The organism is Vibrio tapetis subsp. quintayensis (assembly GCF_030409945.1).
Taxonomy (GTDB): Bacteria; Pseudomonadota; Gammaproteobacteria; order Enterobacterales; family Vibrionaceae; genus Vibrio; species Vibrio quintayensis.
Genome location: NZ_JAUFQV010000032.1, coordinates 1 through 16,542, shown reverse-complemented (window position 1 = coordinate 16,542; position 16,542 = coordinate 1). Strand labels below are relative to the sequence as shown.

The window sequence follows — 16,542 nt, the reverse complement described above, 5'->3', positions numbered from 1 at the left end:
ACCCTTACTTATTGGTTTCAAAGGTGGTGGTTGCGTGAATAGACATTCCCGGCTTAAATTGATGTTCGGCATTATTGATGCTCACTTCGACAGGATAGGCGTAAGTACTAGGATCAAGCTCAACGCCAATACGTTTGATACTGGCAAGTATCTTGTTGTTCTGATTGGATTCAGACCATAGTTGAATCGGTTGGCCGACATACAGTGACGCTAAGTCGAACTCGCTCGCAAGCAAGCGCACGTTGAGTTTATCTATGTTGATCAACTGGTACAGTAAATCCCCCTGATTGACCCACGCGCCTGCTTCTAGTGGCCTAGACACCACGTAACCTTCAATGCTTGAATGAATGGACGTGCGGTCTAAATCTAGCTGGGCCTTTTGAAGTTCAATTTTGGCAAGAGACAACTGAGCCTTAGCGGCATCGAAATCTGCTTTAGCGATGTCGAGTTCATTTTGCGATAAGCTGTTTTTGCCTCGCAGTTCGACGTAGCGCTTGTATAAAGAACGCTTGATAGATAAGTCGGCCTCTACTAAAGAAACGTTGGCCTTTTGTTTGCGTACTTCTAATTGAAAGTCGACAGGGTTGATTAACGCCAGTGGCGCACCGCGAGTAATGACATCTCCCGTGTACCAGTTAATCTGTTTCAGAACACCGCTTACTTCTGAAACAACATTGACTGGGTCGATTCCTGTGGCTTTGCCAATGAGGTCGAGGGAATATGCGTGGGTTGAAACGCCTTGTAGCAATGCCAGTGAAAACAGAAATGTTTTATTCATGATGGACTCCTAAATGTTCAAGTTGGCTGCAGTTTGATGGGGAGCGTGTCGAGTTTTTGTCGAAACTACATAGATAGAGACTTTATCGACAGGAACTTTAGAATGGATGAAACATACGGTAAGGTTTGGCATAGCTTCGACTTTTTTTCGACAGAAAATCCGTATGATGGCAAAGAGAAAGACAGAATAGAAACTAGGGCAGAGGTAATAGAATGCTAGCGGGTCGACAGATTTTAGTAGTAGAAGACAATGAGGAACTGCAAGGCATACTGGCGGATTTTCTAGAAGTGAAAGGTGCTGAAGTCGATTTTGCGGACAATGGTGAGCAAGGGTTACAGCTTGCTCTAGAGAATGAATTTGATGTGATCATTTTAGATGTGATGATGCCAAAGAAAAATGGCATGCAAATGGCACAAGAGCTTAGAGACAGCGGCTGCACCACGCCAATTTTGATGCTTACGGCGTTGAACGGGCAGCAAGACTTGTTGACGGGCTTCGAAAGTGGTGTTGATGATTTCATTAGTAAACCGTTTCAATTCCCTGAATTAGAAGCTCGCTTAACGGCCCTTATCAAGCGTTACCGAGGGCAAGTTGCCCAAACGCTACTGACCTATGGTGAAATCTCGATTGATCAAAAAACGCATTTGGTGACTCGTGCCGGATGCTCTGTAGTGGTAGCTCCTGCGCTATATCAAATATTACTTTCCTTGGTAAAAGCACAAGGTGATATTGTCTCTCGAGAAGCGTTGATTTATCAACTATGGGGGGAAGATATTCCGGACAAGGATGTGTTGCGCAGCCACATCTATTTGTTACGAAATGTACTGGACAAGCCGTATGCTTATCCAATGTTAATGACCGTGCCGAAATCGGGTTACCGATTGGTGAAAGCTTGAGGCTGGTGACAGAATGAAATGGTTAAAAGCGCGTCATCTCGCTCGAGGCGGTAACTCGATTCAAGATGTGAAATCTAGGCTACTCAAAACCTTTTCGGTTATCGCTCTGTCCTCTTCATTTGTTGTTTTTTTGGTATTTTCTTTATATCTGGTTTACAACGAGGATCAGCAAACCCAGCAACATTTAGTCGCATTTGAGAGCGTCGCCATTACTCACTATTCGCTAGAACAAGTTGGCACGGCTAAGATAAGCCCCAATGTGTACGCCTACTATAATGAACAATTTTTACCGGATGAATTAAAATCTCAATTGCCTTACGAACTCGGTCGAGTGACTCGATATAAGCCTTTTTCTGAAAACGGCTTTATGGTACTTCACACTCGTTTTACTGATGATGCTGGTATTGAACGTCCGCTGTACCTGAGTGTCGGTTCAAGAGCATTAGACTTTGGTGATGATAACTGGGACACCTTATTGCTGACGGCTATGATATTGATGCTGCTGTTAATCGCATTCTTACGTTTCTCCTTACAGCGCATGTTTGATGGCTTGATGTCACCGATTTCTGATTTAAGTGCCCAACTTGCAAAACAAAGTGATCATGATTTTGCCGTATCAGAGCGAGCGATTGATGAAGTACAAATGCTAACTGAGCGACTGAACGACTACAACCAAATGAAAAACCGCTTAATGAAGCAAGAACGTATGTTTGCAAATTACGCTAGCCACGAATTGAAAACTCCAATATCCATTGTGCTTGGCGCGGCTAATTTACAAAGCATGAAAGAGGATAAAGACTTTCAGAAAAAGCAACGCGACCGAATTATTAATGCCGCCACGGGGATGCAAGACACGGTAGAAGTGCTGCTCAACATTGTAAAGCAAGAAAACGCTAATCAGACCGGTATCTTGTATGACTATACCGTTGAAACCCTGAGCCTTGATAAGTCCCTCAGCAAGCTTAATGCCGATGTGACGTTCAATATGAATGTAGGGGAGGGAACGCGCCTAAATATGCCGTATACCGTCATGAATATCCTACTTAAAAATCTGGTTGAAAACGCCATCCGGTTTACTCAAAAGGGATACATCCATGTTGAGATTACCTCCGATTTTATTGAAGTCACTGACACAGGCTCTGGGCTGAATGAACTCAGTGGGAATAACACTGAGCATGGGCTAGGTTTACTGATTGTTCGCCGGCTGTGTGAAAGCTACGGTTGGTCATTCTTGCTAGATAATCACGAGAAAGGCGGCTGTGTGGCTCGGTTGGTGTGTTTACGTCCTGATACAAACTAGTTTTCAATTATGTGTGATGAGCCCCTCGTCACACTTCTCGCTTAAATAGACGAGTTATCAGTCATTTTCTTGTTTCTCCTTGTTGGGTCGGTTCTAAATAGTCCTCATTTGTAATACAATAGGATTTAAGTTGTTTCGTATTCATCTTGGTAGAATGATCCCAATGAAATGTGACTCAACCGCTTCATTCCTAAATATTATTTATTACTCAGGAGAGTGTCATTATGTCTAAGAAAATCGCATTTATTTCTGGCGCAACAGGCGGCATTGGTTTCCAAGTGGCTACACGTCTTGGTCAAGATGGCTACACCGTTATTCTTAATGGCATCGAATCAGAGAAAGGCGCAGCTTGTGTTGCGAAACTTCAAGAGTCTGGTATTGAAGCTGAGTATTACGGGTTTGATGTTACGGATGATAAAGCCGTGACTGAAACAATCACAGCCATTGGTGAGAAGTACGGCCACATCGACGTTGTCGTTAACAATGCTGGTGGCCTAGGCGGTCGTAGCTCAATTGAGGAAATGAGCACTGAGTTTTTCCGTTCTGTAATGGCACTTAACCTTGATAGCGCATTTTTTGTTTCACGTGCAGCGATTCCATTTTTGAAGAAATCTGATAATGCTTCAATCATCAACTTCACTTCAAATGCTGCATGGAACGCAGGCGGCCCTGGTGCGGGTATTTACGGTACTTCTAAAGCGGCCGTTCACACATTAACTCGTGCTTTGGCAAAAGAGTTAGCGCCAGCAAACATTCGTGTTAATGCGGTTTCTCCGGGTACTATCGACACGCCATTCCATGCTCAAATCAAATCAACTAAGCCTGAAGTATTTGCTTCATGGGCAGACAGCATCATGCTAGGTCGCCTTGGTCAGCCTGAAGAAGTGGCCTCTGTTATCTCTTTCTTGGTAAGCAAAGATGCGTCATTCATGACGGCAGAAACACTTCAAATTGGTGGTGGTCAAGCTCTAGGTATCTAGTCTCGTTAAGCTTGCAAAGTAGCTACTGTTAGAAATAAAAAAAGCACCCAGATATGACCTTATCTGAGGTGCTTTTTTGTTGATGTGATGGCTATTTTTGGTTGAGCTATTTCGGACTTGCTTAGGCATGGTTCCGAAGAGCGTCTCTGTTTAGCTAGTCGTACATGAGTTTGCTTGCTTTTTTCGCATCAAACTCTTTTAACGATTTTCGAGCAAGGTGGCGGAATGGCAAGGCTTTGATGATCTCTTCAAATGGTTGAATGGCAAATGCCCAAAAAATGGACACGTCAAACACCAGCACGAGTAGCGCACATAACGGGATCGAAATTAACCACTGGCCGGTAAAGTTAATCTTAAATACCGCGGTTGTTTTGCCAAGAGATCGCAATATATGGCCATGAACCGTGTTGTAACCACGAGCAATGGGTAAAAAGATGTACAGCGGGGCAATGAGTGCAAGCGCTTCGTAGGTCGATGGGTCTAAATCAGGGTAAATATCGGCAATGACCAAGCTGATTAAAGTAAAGGCCAGCGCACACAAGAATGAAATACCAACAGCGATGTTAATACTCGTATCGACATTTTTGGTCAGGTTATCCAAACTCTTAGAACCAATCGCTTGGCTGATGGTGATTGCCGTTGCGTGAGCCCACGCGGTGATGAACTGCGTGCCAGAACGTAACCAAGGCATGATAAGCGTAATGGCTACATATGCGTTAATGTTGAGCTGGGAGTAAAGTAATTGATAAACGGTTACACCAATCGACAAAATGGTCATATTCGCGGCTACGGGGAATATTTCGATGAGATGGTTACGAATGTTTTTCCTCATTGAAGACAGCACCGAGAACTTACTGATATTTACTTCGTCATCGAAACGCATGCACAAACTGAGATAAGCCAAACGAACAGCAATGGCGAATAAGCTACCCAAAGCTGCTCCCTCAACACCAATACCTTGTATTGAGCCATAGCCATGAATTAACAGGTAAGAGACGATGGCGTTGACCGGCATTTCAATCAAGTAGCCTTTAAACGGTACTTTGGTTCGGCCTAAACCATTGAACAACGCGATAATGATCTGTGTTAGGGCGTTGAAGATAACGATATACTTAGAAATATCGATGTAGCTGCTGATTTGACTAAACAATTTCGGGTCATCGGTCAGTGCTTCTAATAAAGGGCGTTCAAAAACAGTCAGCAATAACCAAAATAGAACCGCAACGGATAGGTTGATTAACAGCCCCGACCAAAACGATTTCGACAACGACTCCTTGACACCTGAACCCACAGCTCGGCTAATAACCAATTGAGTACCGTTCGCCAGCGCCATCTGAATGCCTAAGATAAAGGCGACAACTGTGGTGGATATGCCCATAGCGGCGAGAGGAAGTTCACCAAGAGGTGAAACCAAAAGAGTATCGATCATTAGCATTGATTGCATCAATAGCGCGTTCAACGCTAATGGCCACGCTAACGAGAAGTTCTTTCTAGCATAAGATGGAGAAGACAAGAAATAGACCTCGCTGTGATGTAAAAAACCATAATGCCCTAAGACATTATGGTTTGAGTGGTGTGCCATTCAGAATTAACTAGCCGCTAATGGCATGCTCTTGCGCCAACTTTTGATTTTCATCATTGAGTAGATTTAATGATGAAAAGCGTGCTTGATCCGGCTGCCCTGACATAATGGCATCGTAAATTGCACGATGCTCGTCAATACAAAAGCGTCCGCCCTCGGCTGACTTATCAATAAACTGCAAAAAGATAGTATTCAAAATATTGCCAAACGGAATATAAAACTGATTGCCTGTTGAAAGGAATATAGTTTGGTGAAACTTATGATCAACTTCCCCCCATGTGGCGTAATCAAACTCTTTAGCCGCGACCGTCATTTTTTGGATTAATACTGATAGTGTTTTTCGTTGCTCAATACTGGCATTGTTCGCTGCGAGCGCACACGCTTCTGGTTCTATCGCTTTTCTTAAGCCTAAGAATTGCGTCAAGAATGGTTCAGTATCTTCGATATCTTGTATCCACTCCAGTAGTTGCGGGTCTAGAAAGTGCCAAAACTGACGTTCTCTAATATGCGTACCGACTTTCGGCTTAGATTCTAATAAGCCTTTAGAGGTGAGGAGTTTAGTTGATTCTCGCAAGGCAGTCCGGCTAATACCAAATTGTTTACACAACTCGAGCTCACTGGGCAGCTTTTCGCGCTGTTGTAACTCACCAGAGAGTATCTTTCGAGCGATTTGTCGAGCGACCTGGACATGAAGACGGCGACTAGAATCAGAGACTATGGAAAAAACAGCCATTTCATGCTCTCCCAAATTCGACTGAAATATGCGCAACTTTTAAGATTGTACCGGCTGCTGATTCGGTATTTGGAGCATTATTACCTTTTAAACTGCTAAACATCACGGTTCACTTAATTTGTTGTTCATTATCATAAGTGATAATAATCATACAATAGCACATCATTTCGTCAAGGTGGTAGGATCGAAAATTTACGATGTTAGCCAATAAATAGGAGGTTTGTTTGAAGCAATGTGACATGAAACACTCTTTTTAGTTGTATTGTATGACTATTGGTATTGATGGCAACTAAGCTCCTACGTCACGTTTATTAAATGCTGCTATATGTAGGGGTATTCGTTGATGCTATAATAAGGCTTAAATAATACATATATGCAGAAAAGTGACTATGGCTGGTAATTTTGCTTCAATCTCAGGCTCAAAGCGCAGCCTACACGTGCAAGTTGCACGTGAAATTGCGCGTGGTATTTTGTCTGGTGATTTGCCTCAAGGCTCAATCATACCTGGTGAGATGGCGTTATGTGAGCAGTTTGGTATTAGCCGAACGGCGCTCAGAGAAGCAGTAAAACTTTTGACCTCTAAAGGGTTGTTAGAATCACGACCGAAGATTGGGACGAAGGTTGTCGATCGCGCTTATTGGAACTTCCTTGACCCTCAATTGATTGAGTGGATGGATGGGTTAACCGATCTTGAAGAATTCTGCCAACAGTTCTTAGGTCTACGTCGTGCGATTGAACCAGAAGCATGTGCTTTGGCTGCTCGTTATGCCACTGCGGAACAACGTATCAAGATATCTGAAGCTTTCCAAGAAATGTGTGACATAGACGAAGCAGAAGTCTTTGATATGGAAAAGTGGACGGAAGTCGACACAAAATTCCATCGCCTAGTTTTTAGTTCTACTGGTAATGACTTCTATCTGCCGTTTGGGAATATTTTGACAACCATGTTTGTTAACTTTATCACTCACTCATCAGAAGAGGGCAGTACTTGCATTAACGAACACCGTGAAATCTATGAAGCGATCATGGCCGGTAACGAAGACAAAGCAAGACAAGCATCGGCTGATCACTTGCAAGAATCTAAACACCGTTTACCTGCAATGAACTAATACTCCTTAGTGCATTGGCAGAAGGTCAGCCTACGAGCTGGCCTTTTTTGTGGCTGTTATTTAGAGGCTTACCGGTTAGGTTCAATTTTTTGAGAGATAAATTGGCGCATCCATTGTTAATTGGTTATACAATATGATGATAACAATGGAGGATCACCATGCAACAATCACTGCTTCCCAATATTATCCAGTTTATTAGTCAGATTGACCCGTTTGATAAGCTGCCTAAGCCGATCTTAATAAAACTCGCTGAGAAGGTGCAAATCACCTATTTGGGTAAGGGGGAAGTGATTGACCTTTGCAAGGACAAAAAGACGGAGAAGTTTCTCTACATTGTTCGCACCGGCTCCATGGAGCAAAGAAAGCCCGACGGTGTACTAAGAGCTCGTTTACAGTCTGAAGATTTGTTCGGCTTTACGTTCTTGGATCACAGCGTCGAAAGTGAAAAAGGCTATACAGCCATCGCGATTGAAAGCTCTCTTCTTTACCTTATTCCTCATGCCGCTTTGAAAGAGTTGTTCGTCAATAATCCAGAATATGCTGAGCATTTTGCCTCACAAGCTCAAGTGCGTTTAAAGTCGGCGCTTGATGTGGTGTGGTCGAACAAAGAAAAAGGTTTGTTCATTCGTAAAGTGGAAGATGTGGCAAGTGGTCGTATCGCTGTGGTGACAGCAGATATGTCGATTCAAGCGGTCGCTCATGAAATGCGCTTGGTTCAACGTTCGTCTTCAGCCGTGATTTATGAAGACGACAAAATCGTCGGCATTATTACCGACAGAGACATGACTAAGCGTGTGATCGCGAAAGGGGTGTCAATCGAGCGTCCCATTTCTGATGTCATGACCTATGCGCCATTAACCATAAAACCAGACGACTTGGTGTTACATGCTGCGTCAGTCATGATGCAATTTAACATACGCAATCTGCCTGTTGTGAAAGACAACAAGGTACTTGGCCTTCTGACCACGTCGCACTTGGTACAAAACCACCGTGTCCAAGCCATATTTTTGATAGAGAAGATAAAATATGCAGGCAGTGTTAAAGAGCTGGCCGCCTTTACCTCTGAACGCCAAGCGATTTTTGAAGCCTTGGTGGAGGGGAAAGTCGCCACGGAAACCGTGGGTAAAGTGATGGCGATGATCATGGATGCCTATAATCGTCGTTTAATTCAAATAGCGATCGACAAATTGGGCCCTCCACCGTGTGAGTTTGCCTGGATCGTTGCGGGTTCACACGCTCGGAATGAAGTGCACATGTTGTCTGACCAAGATAGCGCCATCGTGTTGAGCGATTCAGCCACTGATAGTGATCGGATTTACTTTAAACACTTATCGATGATGGTTGCTAACGGCCTTGATTCCTGCGCATATCCGTTATGCCCGGGCAAATTTATGGCCGCAACACCAAAATGGTGTCAACCTATATCGGTTTGGAAACAGTATTACAGCAAATGGGTTGCGAATCCGGAATACGAGCGCTTACTCAATATCAGTGTGTTCCTTGAAGTGCGGGCCATTTACGGCAACCAAAGCTTTGGCGATGAAATGAGGGATTCGCTGCATCAAAGTATCCGAACTAACCGAGAGTTTTTGAGCATGTTGGTTCGAGACGCCGTCACGACTAACCCGCCGCTTGGCATATTTAATAACTTGGTGTTAGAAAAATCCGGAGAAAACAGAAAAACCCTCAACGTTAAAAAATACGCAATCAACCTCATTATTGATTTAGCGCGAATTTACGGTTTGGCGGTTGAATGCGATTCCTCGTCGACCGATGAACGGTTTGCCCGTGCGAGAGAAAAAGGTATTTTGAGCGAAGATGCCCACCGTAATATATTGGACGCTTACCGATTTATTTTGTCGGTAAGGTATAGCCATCAGTTAGACGCGTTAAAGAAAGGCGAAGTGCCGGATAATCATATTGACCCAGATAGCTTTGGCAGCTTTGAGCGAAAACACCTTAAAGATGCCTTTAGAATTGTGGCAGATATGCAAGATGCGGCAAAAATTCGATTTGGTGCACGGTAATGAAAAAGTTATTTAACTATTTCCACCCACTGGAGCGTATGAAACGAGAGCGTAAGCAATACGTTAATTCAGTTGTTCTTCCAGAGGTATTAACCCGCCTAATTGAACAGCCTTGTCCTGACACTTTCCAATCAGCGGATGAGCTGGAGTACATCGTTTTGGATCTTGAAACGACGGGGCTTGATTGTAATGAAGATAGAATTTTGTCGATTGGTTGGGTGGAAGTGGCTAAGGGGAAAATAGATCTCGCCTCTAGCCGGCACCTTTACGTCAAAGATAAGTCTCAAATAAAACCCGAAACAGCGGTGATCAATCACATTACTCCGCAGATGATTTCTGACGCCGGGTCGATTCATGACGCGATGATGACATTTTTTGAAGCGGCTGAAGGTAAAGTTTTGGTTGCTCACGCTTGTGTCGTTGAGGCGAATTTTATCAGCAGCTATCTGAAGAAGAGCTATGGTTTTAGTGCGTTGCCATTATTATGGCTTGATACCATGTGCATGGAGAAGACGTTGGTCAATGCCATTAGCCAGCAAGAAGATGTTGACGTAACACTGGCTACTACAAGGGCTCGCTATCGTTTGCCTGAGTATAATAATCATAATGCGTTAGTCGATGCGGTTTCTACAGCAGAGCTGTTATTGGCACAATCAAAACGAATTTCTCCCAATAAACCGGCAACCTTTGGCACCCTGTATCGCATGAGCCATTAATGCTAACCCGATCCAACGGTTCGTTGTTCTACGAACCGTTTTTGTTCCCCAGATAAGTGCTGTAAATATCTATGAATCAAAAAAATATTAGCCAAGCGATTTTTTTGCTTGTGCTAGCTAACTTACTTGCGTCTTTTTCAGATGTGTCTCTTAAAGTTCTGAATGGTGAAGTACCCACTTTCCAATATGTTTTTATTCGGCAAGTTTTGAGCTTGTTGTTGATTTTTCCGCTTTGGATAACGTTACCTAAAAAAACACGCAATCAAGGGTGCTGTTCGATTACGTTTTGGCGGGCACAATTGATTTTAGGTGGCAGTGCATGTGCCATGGTGGCGATCACCCACTTAACGTTGGCAACCGCAAACGCCATGTTTTATGTTGGGCCTCTGATGATGTTGCCGTTATCGGTCGTGTTGTTAAAAGAGTCCCCGCCTTTAGCTAAAGTGATCGCAACTCTCATCGGCTTTGTTGGTGTACTCATTGTGTTGCGGCCCGAGCAGTTTCACTGGGCAGCGATTGTCGCACTAGGCAGCGCATTAGCCATGGGGTTGGGCAATATTCTGATCAGAAAATTGCCAGCAGAGCAGCATTTGGTATCGACACTTTTTTGGACCACGGTAATGACATTACCCTTAGCGGCTGTGATCGCTTGGTACCAGTGGCAAGCGATTGAATGGCATCACGTGATGTGGATTATGGCGATTAACGTATTTGTCTTAGGCTACCACGCCATCGTGGTGGTCGCTTATAAAAAAGCGGATGCGAGTCAAATTGCGCTTGCTGAATATTCTGGTTTGGCGTTTGTGACGGCGTTTGGCGTGATGTGGTTTGATGAAATTCCAGATGTGTTCACCGCATTTGGTATTCTACTTATTGTCGTCCCTATGATGCCGATAAAATGGCGCAAGTGGTTTACTTGGCGTAGAGATACCGCAGCATCACATTGATAGCTTTAGTCGCTTAAATGGCTGTTTTGACTTTTTACTAAGTGTTAATCGGCTGATAGATGAAAGCCAGCTCGTTGCCGAGCTGGCTTTTTATTGCCTAGCGCTTATATTAGCGCCTTTATTACCTAGCATGTGTGCAGATTAGAAGCTGTACGTTAGACCGACACGGCTACGCAGTTCAAATGCGTTGTTGGTCGCTTGTTGGCCATAACCGCCGTCTTTAGAGTAGCTCGCATAGCCAAATTCAGCGTACGGTGCCCACTGTCCGAAGCTGCGACGAATGGTAGAGTTAAACTCAACATTAGTGTCTTTATCTTCGTATAAATCGTAGCCGTCTGCTTTGTAGTAGTTACCTTCTAGACCTAGGCTCCACTCATCGAATTTGTAGTTAATGTTACCGGTTAAACGGTGGCGGTTCTGGGTTGATGTACCGTCACTGTATTGCTTGATGTCATAACGGTAACGACCGCTCAAGCTAAGGCCTTCAATGCTGTCTAGCGCGTAGGTCAGGCGAAGTTGAGGCTTGAACGTAATTCCGCTTGTACGAGCTTCAATTGGCATTCCTGGTTGTAATGTCCAATTATCATTGATTTTGTGGCGGTAACCTAGGTCCAATTCCCAACCGTTGTTTTGCAGATCTTTTAGGAACTCGCCATCTTTACCTTTAAACTTTAATTCGCCGCTGTAATAGAAGTTATCGATGCTATCGCCCATTTTAACGCGAGTCGCATGTTGATCAGAGCTGTGCTTGTATTCGTGGCGCATGTCAAAAGAAGCAGCAGATACAGCAGTAGTAGCCAGTAACGCAGTAGCAGCAAGCGTAAGATTAGTTTTAGAGATAAGTCTCATTCGATACCCTTTTGATGATTCATAGTAATGTATGACAAATATAATATCGGATCGAATGACTTGATTGATGTGACGGCCATCACTAGAAGTTCCCTGTTTTACATTAATTAATAGTTGTAACGAATGGTTTCGATATCATTTACTTGCTATACAGTGACTTAGTGAACAAAAGTGTGTTCTATACAGAAAGGCGAAAATAGGGCTATTGGTTCGACTTGTGAGGTCTATAACATCATATTTAGGTCGATTTTGATGTATTGAGCTGGTTTAGATGCCGGTTTCTATGTTTTTTGGGAATAGAGCACAAAAAAACCAGCTCAGTGAGCTGGTTTAGCATTAGGACCTTGAAAACTTGACGCTAGAAGCTGTATGTCATACCGACACGAGTACGCATTTGACGTTGATCCGTGCTGCTAGAAACTGACGCGTTACCTACTTCTACGTATGGGCGCCATGCTGTATCTGGAATTTTGTAACCCACTTTAAAGTTCAGTTCGTAGTTAGTGTCACCATCATTAAACAGTTTGTAGCCATCCGTTTGAGCGATTTCGTAGTTACCTTCAAAACCAAATTGGAACTGCTCGTAGCTGTAGTCTAGGTTACCGGTGATTTTGCTTTTTTGGCGGTTATCATCACCTGATTGTTCTGTGTACTGCTGGAACTCATGGCGGTAACGAAGTTTCGCTTGAACACCAGAATCAAATTTGTATCCAACACGAACCTGAGGCTTAAAGGTTACTTTTTCACTACTAAATGTGATTGGCATACCTGGCTGGACGAACCATTTGTCATCAATTTTGTGTTTGTAACCAAAATCAAACTCAGAATCGCCTCGTTGTAGGTTTTTGTACAAATCTTGGCTGCCATCATCATTTTGAGCACCATTGAACTTCATCTCTACACCGAAGTAGAAATCGTTACTGCTACCACCAATCTTAATACGGTCAGCGTGGCGCTTTTGCTCATGCTTATACTCGTGACGGTAGTCAATAGAAGCAGCAGAAACCGAGCAAGCAAGTAAAGTAGTAGTCAGAGCAATAGTAATTTTATTTATGTTTTTCATTTTAGTTCCATCTTTATATGAACACCTATAGGGGAGGCGCGCTTTAACAATATTGAATTAATGTATGACAAATATTTTATGCTTGTTTTTATTCTATTTCACGTGATCGACATCACGCATAGAAAATATAAAATTTATAAAACATATATTTCTGTATCATAATAGTTTGATTTTAATATATTTCTATCTGATTTTGTTGTTTGTGTTTCATGGGGGAGGAATGGTTTTATCAATGAAAATGTGAAGTAATTAACTCATCTTTTAGGTTATTTTATCATTTAATATTACATTAGTTGGCGTGATAACCAACTACGATGTGATGTATGCCCATAACGCTCTAATTACCATCAATGAAAAGCTTAAAAACAATGAATGAAAGATAAAAATAATTGGCTTGTGTTGAAGTAAGTGCACTAACTTCTAAGCCACCCGAAAGGGGGGGGATGCCGAGGAGGATCACATCATGCTCTTTACAGGGATATGAATGGGATGTTGTCAGGAGCCCTTGCATTTAAGTGCTTATGAATTGTGTAGAGGACTAATCTGATAGTAGTGTGGATGACTGACGTATTACGGAGGTCTATCGCCTGCCATGTGAGTAGTGACGTGATGAGTACTGTTGGTGTTGTTTACGTACTGACAAGAGATCAAAAAAAGCTCCCAGATTAGGGAGCTTAAATCGGTACTGCTTAATTGTTTAGTACTTGTAGACCATTGCATATCGCCTAGAGCCTATCAATCTGCTCTTAACGTTATAGCTTGAATTGATTCAAAAGTGCAGTCAGGTTTTGATTAACTTTAGCAATTTCTTGAGTTTCTGAATGGAGGTTTTGCCCCTCATCATTTAGCTTTTCTACGATGGCATGGATGTGATGGATATTCTCACTGATGGTTTGTATGACGGTGTTTTGTTCGTTGGCCGAGGTAGAAATTTGGGTGTTAAGATCGTTCACCCCCGTGATGTTTACGTTCAGTGCGTTCAGGCTTACTGATACGTCTTGTGCTTCTTCAACGGTTTTGTCACAGGTCGTTTGAGTGTTGTTAATTGAAGTTACGACCATCTCAGCTTCTTGCTTCAATTTGGATAGCGCGTGTTCAATTTCTGTTGTGCTTGACTGAGTTCGACTGGCGAGAGCTCGGACTTCGTCGGCAACCACGGCAAACCCTCTGCCTTGCTCTCCCGCTCGTGCGGCTTCGATAGACGCATTCAAAGCAAGCAAGTTTGTTTGATCGGCAATTCCGCCAATCACTTCAACAATGGATTGAATACTGGTGGTTTCATTATTCATGTTTTGAACATTATGTGAGGTTTCTTGAATTTCGGTCGATAATGTTTGAATGCGGCCTTGAGCTGCACCGATGGTGTTATTCGCTGTTTGTGTATTCTCGTGCGCTTCTTGCGTGGATGAAGACGCGGTTTGAGAGTGTTCGACAACTTGCAGCGCAGTATGCGACAACTCTTCAACAGCGGTAACGATTTGAGTGGTTTCTTCTGTATGCGTAGCCAGTATTTCAGCACTGCTTCGACTGTGCACATGTAAGTTGTCTACACGGTCGGTAAGCAATGCGGTGGCACTTTGTATCTCTATTAACATTTGCTGCAATTTACTCACGAATGCATTAATGCTTGTCGCTATTTGACCTAAATCGTCCTTGCTTTCTACTTTTAGGCGCTGAGTTAGGTCGCCCTCTCCATGAGATAAGTCATCCACCAGTGTTCTTAAAGAATGAATTGGTCTGTAAAGACGATTTAGGGCGAAAAGCATGATCAGTAGAGTGAATAGCCCAGTCATTAAGATGATAATGGCCATTTTCCAGGTAGCATCGGCTACCGGAGCGTAAGCGACTTCTTTGTCTATCGACACAATGAGGTACCACTCATCCCCTGAAACTAATGGAATTTTCTGAGAGACGAACAGAGTGTTGACTCCGTCAATTTGCCCTTCGATATTGGCATTACTCTGACCAAACATGTGGGTACTTACTTCGCTTAAAAGGCCGTTGTGTAAATTGTCTTTTACTGTGGCATAAGTTGCAGTCGAGGCGAGTACAGTTCCTTGTTTATCAACAATGATGCCAGATGCTCCATCGATGTATTGCATGTTTTCTAACTGTTTTTGTAAGTTACTAAAACGGATGTCAGCCATGATTACACCGTCTGCGACCGAATGCATCACGCCAATCATTGGAGTACCGTCACTTTTTGTGAAAAAGACGTCACTTAAGCTAAGCCCGTTATTGCTTTTGCCTTTTTGGTACCACGGACGAGTTCTTGGGTCGTATTTTTCTAATATACCAATGCCATTTGGAAACGACTCTGAAGATTTAGAAACGTATGAACGACCATCATTAAACCCCAGAGTGATCTTTGATACGCCACCGATACGAGCAGCTGAAGCAACGTGTTTTTCATGAGCAGTGCTGTATTGGTTTTCTTTGTATAGCGCTGCCAACTCCGTGACTGAGCCGATTGCGCGGTCAAAAAGAATGGAGATGTCTTTACTTTCGGCATGCAAAGAATGTTGAATATTATTGATCAAGCGAGCTTCTACTTGCTCTTTAATTTGGCTATGAGAAAAATAGCCTGTAATGATAGAAGCCAAAATTAGGCAGGCGGTAATGGCAGATAGTAAGCTGAGCTTAAATCCAAGAGCTCTCATGTATATGTCCTTTATGATAATAAATGAGTCATTAATGCGCGTAGGCAAAAAAACAATGGCCTCAGAGTCGAGGCCTAATTGTGGGCTTAAATTATTGAATGATAGTAAGTACTACTTTTGTGGGTTGAGGAGTTCTATGCCGGGCTGTGCCCATACCTCGGCTAGATTTTTCTTAACCGTAAAGTGAGAAAAGTCTGCGTCTTTAGCTAACGACCCCCATTCTGACTTGTTAGCCACAACGCCTGCGTTATCATCTCTGAGGTGCTTCATTTCTACATCTTTATGGGTTTTAAATACTACAATAATAATAGACTATGCGCGTGTGACATTCTGTGAAACGGATCATTTTGTTGTCGTTCATCGTCCATATCGCTTTTTTAGATTAGGCTGGTGATTTTAAGTAATTGATTTTATTGGTTTTGATTGGTTTTTGGTTTTGTTGGGATGTGAGTTGATGCACAATCTGACAGTATAATTGATATTTTGTAAGCAAAGATGTGGTAAGTTTATTTGTATTACATTATTATCGATTAAATCGGTTGCCACACGTTTGTTAATTTGGTTTATTGTCAGCGTGGTTTTGTTTTATGTAGGTGGAGCAGGCCTGTCGTTGGAGTAATGCCAGTGAACGTACACACTTGTTGTAGATTTGTTCAAGATCGCGGTGGTATCCCCCAATCACCATTTAGCGTAGTGTATAAATATTTCGGTTATGCCCTTACACAACACCCTAGGTAAGGGCTTTTTTTTACTAATTAGGGGGCTGTTGCAATTAATCAGAGAGTGCAGATCTACCCAGTTGTTCAACATTCGAAGTGATTCGAATCCCTCGATGGTTGACCAAGCTCGCTTTCGTATTTTAAAACCGCCTGTGCTGACGACGAGCTTCTTGATGGGGGCGT

At 43.0% G+C, this 16,542-nt stretch carries 14 protein-coding genes and 1 pseudogene; 7 read left to right on the top strand and 8 right to left on the bottom strand.

What is annotated here, in order from left to right; genetic code table 11:
* Positions 1–4: 4 nt before the first annotated feature.
* Complete coding sequence (locus QWZ04_RS15755; protein ID WP_290329206.1) at positions 5–778, bottom strand: efflux RND transporter periplasmic adaptor subunit; 774 nt, start codon at positions 776–778, stop codon at positions 5–7.
* A gap of 212 nt (positions 779–990) precedes the next feature.
* Between QWZ04_RS15755 and QWZ04_RS15750 the strand changes: the two genes are divergently transcribed.
* From QWZ04_RS15750 to QWZ04_RS15740, 3 genes are all read left to right on the top strand, one after another.
* The gene (locus QWZ04_RS15750; protein WP_290329205.1) at positions 991–1,674 is read left to right on the top strand and encodes a response regulator transcription factor; all 684 of its coding nucleotides are present in this window, start codon (positions 991–993) and stop codon (positions 1,672–1,674) included.
* 13 nt (positions 1,675–1,687) lie between these two features.
* A complete protein-coding gene (locus QWZ04_RS15745) occupies positions 1,688–2,974 on the top strand; it encodes a sensor histidine kinase (RefSeq protein ID WP_290329204.1) in 1,287 nt (428 codons plus the stop codon).
* A gap of 224 nt (positions 2,975–3,198) precedes the next feature.
* Positions 3,199–3,954, top strand: coding sequence for an SDR family NAD(P)-dependent oxidoreductase (locus QWZ04_RS15740; protein WP_290329203.1), 756 nt, complete (start codon positions 3,199–3,201; stop codon positions 3,952–3,954).
* Between the two features lie 154 nt (positions 3,955–4,108).
* Here QWZ04_RS15740 and QWZ04_RS15735 read toward each other — a convergent pair whose 3' ends face one another.
* Together QWZ04_RS15735 and QWZ04_RS15730 are read right to left on the bottom strand one after the other, a co-directional pair.
* Positions 4,109–5,413 (bottom strand): MATE family efflux transporter, encoded by a 1,305-nt coding sequence (locus QWZ04_RS15735; protein WP_435433626.1) that lies wholly within the window; start codon positions 5,411–5,413, stop codon positions 4,109–4,111.
* Between the two features lie 133 nt (positions 5,414–5,546).
* Positions 5,547–6,269: a FadR/GntR family transcriptional regulator gene (locus QWZ04_RS15730; protein ID WP_290329201.1), complete on the bottom strand. Its 723-nt coding sequence runs from the start codon at positions 6,267–6,269 to the stop codon at positions 5,547–5,549.
* A gap of 389 nt (positions 6,270–6,658) precedes the next feature.
* Between QWZ04_RS15730 and QWZ04_RS15725 the strand changes: the two genes are divergently transcribed.
* The 4 genes from QWZ04_RS15725 to QWZ04_RS15710 all read left to right on the top strand — a co-directional run bounded on the left by QWZ04_RS15725 (position 6,659) and on the right by QWZ04_RS15710 (position 11,068).
* Positions 6,659–7,378: a FadR/GntR family transcriptional regulator gene (locus tag QWZ04_RS15725; RefSeq protein WP_290329200.1), complete on the top strand. Its 720-nt coding sequence runs from the start codon at positions 6,659–6,661 to the stop codon at positions 7,376–7,378.
* A 158-nt stretch (positions 7,379–7,536) separates the two neighbouring features.
* The gene (locus tag QWZ04_RS15720) at positions 7,537–9,405 is read left to right on the top strand and encodes a putative nucleotidyltransferase substrate binding domain-containing protein (protein ID WP_290329199.1); all 1,869 of its coding nucleotides are present in this window, start codon (positions 7,537–7,539) and stop codon (positions 9,403–9,405) included.
* Positions 9,405–10,121, top strand: coding sequence for a 3'-5' exonuclease (locus QWZ04_RS15715; RefSeq protein ID WP_290329198.1), 717 nt, complete (start codon positions 9,405–9,407; stop codon positions 10,119–10,121). Before QWZ04_RS15720 ends, QWZ04_RS15715 begins: the two co-directional genes overlap by 1 nt.
* A gap of 71 nt (positions 10,122–10,192) precedes the next feature.
* Positions 10,193–11,068: a DMT family transporter gene (locus QWZ04_RS15710; RefSeq protein WP_290329197.1), complete on the top strand. Its 876-nt coding sequence runs from the start codon at positions 10,193–10,195 to the stop codon at positions 11,066–11,068.
* 141 nt (positions 11,069–11,209) lie between these two features.
* Here the strand turns inward: QWZ04_RS15710 and QWZ04_RS15705 are convergent, their stop codons facing one another.
* The 5 genes and pseudogenes from QWZ04_RS15705 to QWZ04_RS15685 all read right to left on the bottom strand — a co-directional run.
* Positions 11,210–11,908: an oligogalacturonate-specific porin KdgM family protein gene (locus QWZ04_RS15705; RefSeq protein ID WP_290329482.1), complete on the bottom strand. Its 699-nt coding sequence runs from the start codon at positions 11,906–11,908 to the stop codon at positions 11,210–11,212.
* Positions 11,909–12,275: 367 nt separating this feature from the next.
* Positions 12,276–12,980, bottom strand: coding sequence for an oligogalacturonate-specific porin KdgM family protein (locus QWZ04_RS15700; protein WP_290329196.1), 705 nt, complete (start codon positions 12,978–12,980; stop codon positions 12,276–12,278).
* A 752-nt stretch (positions 12,981–13,732) separates the two neighbouring features.
* Positions 13,733–15,640: a methyl-accepting chemotaxis protein gene (locus QWZ04_RS15695; RefSeq protein ID WP_290329195.1), complete on the bottom strand. Its 1,908-nt coding sequence runs from the start codon at positions 15,638–15,640 to the stop codon at positions 13,733–13,735.
* Between the two features lie 111 nt (positions 15,641–15,751).
* Positions 15,752–15,910, bottom strand: coding sequence for a hypothetical protein (locus QWZ04_RS15690; protein WP_290329194.1), 159 nt, complete (start codon positions 15,908–15,910; stop codon positions 15,752–15,754).
* Positions 15,911–16,441: 531 nt separating this feature from the next.
* Positions 16,442–16,542: pseudogene (locus tag QWZ04_RS15685) on the bottom strand (IS6 family transposase); the annotation flags it as partial.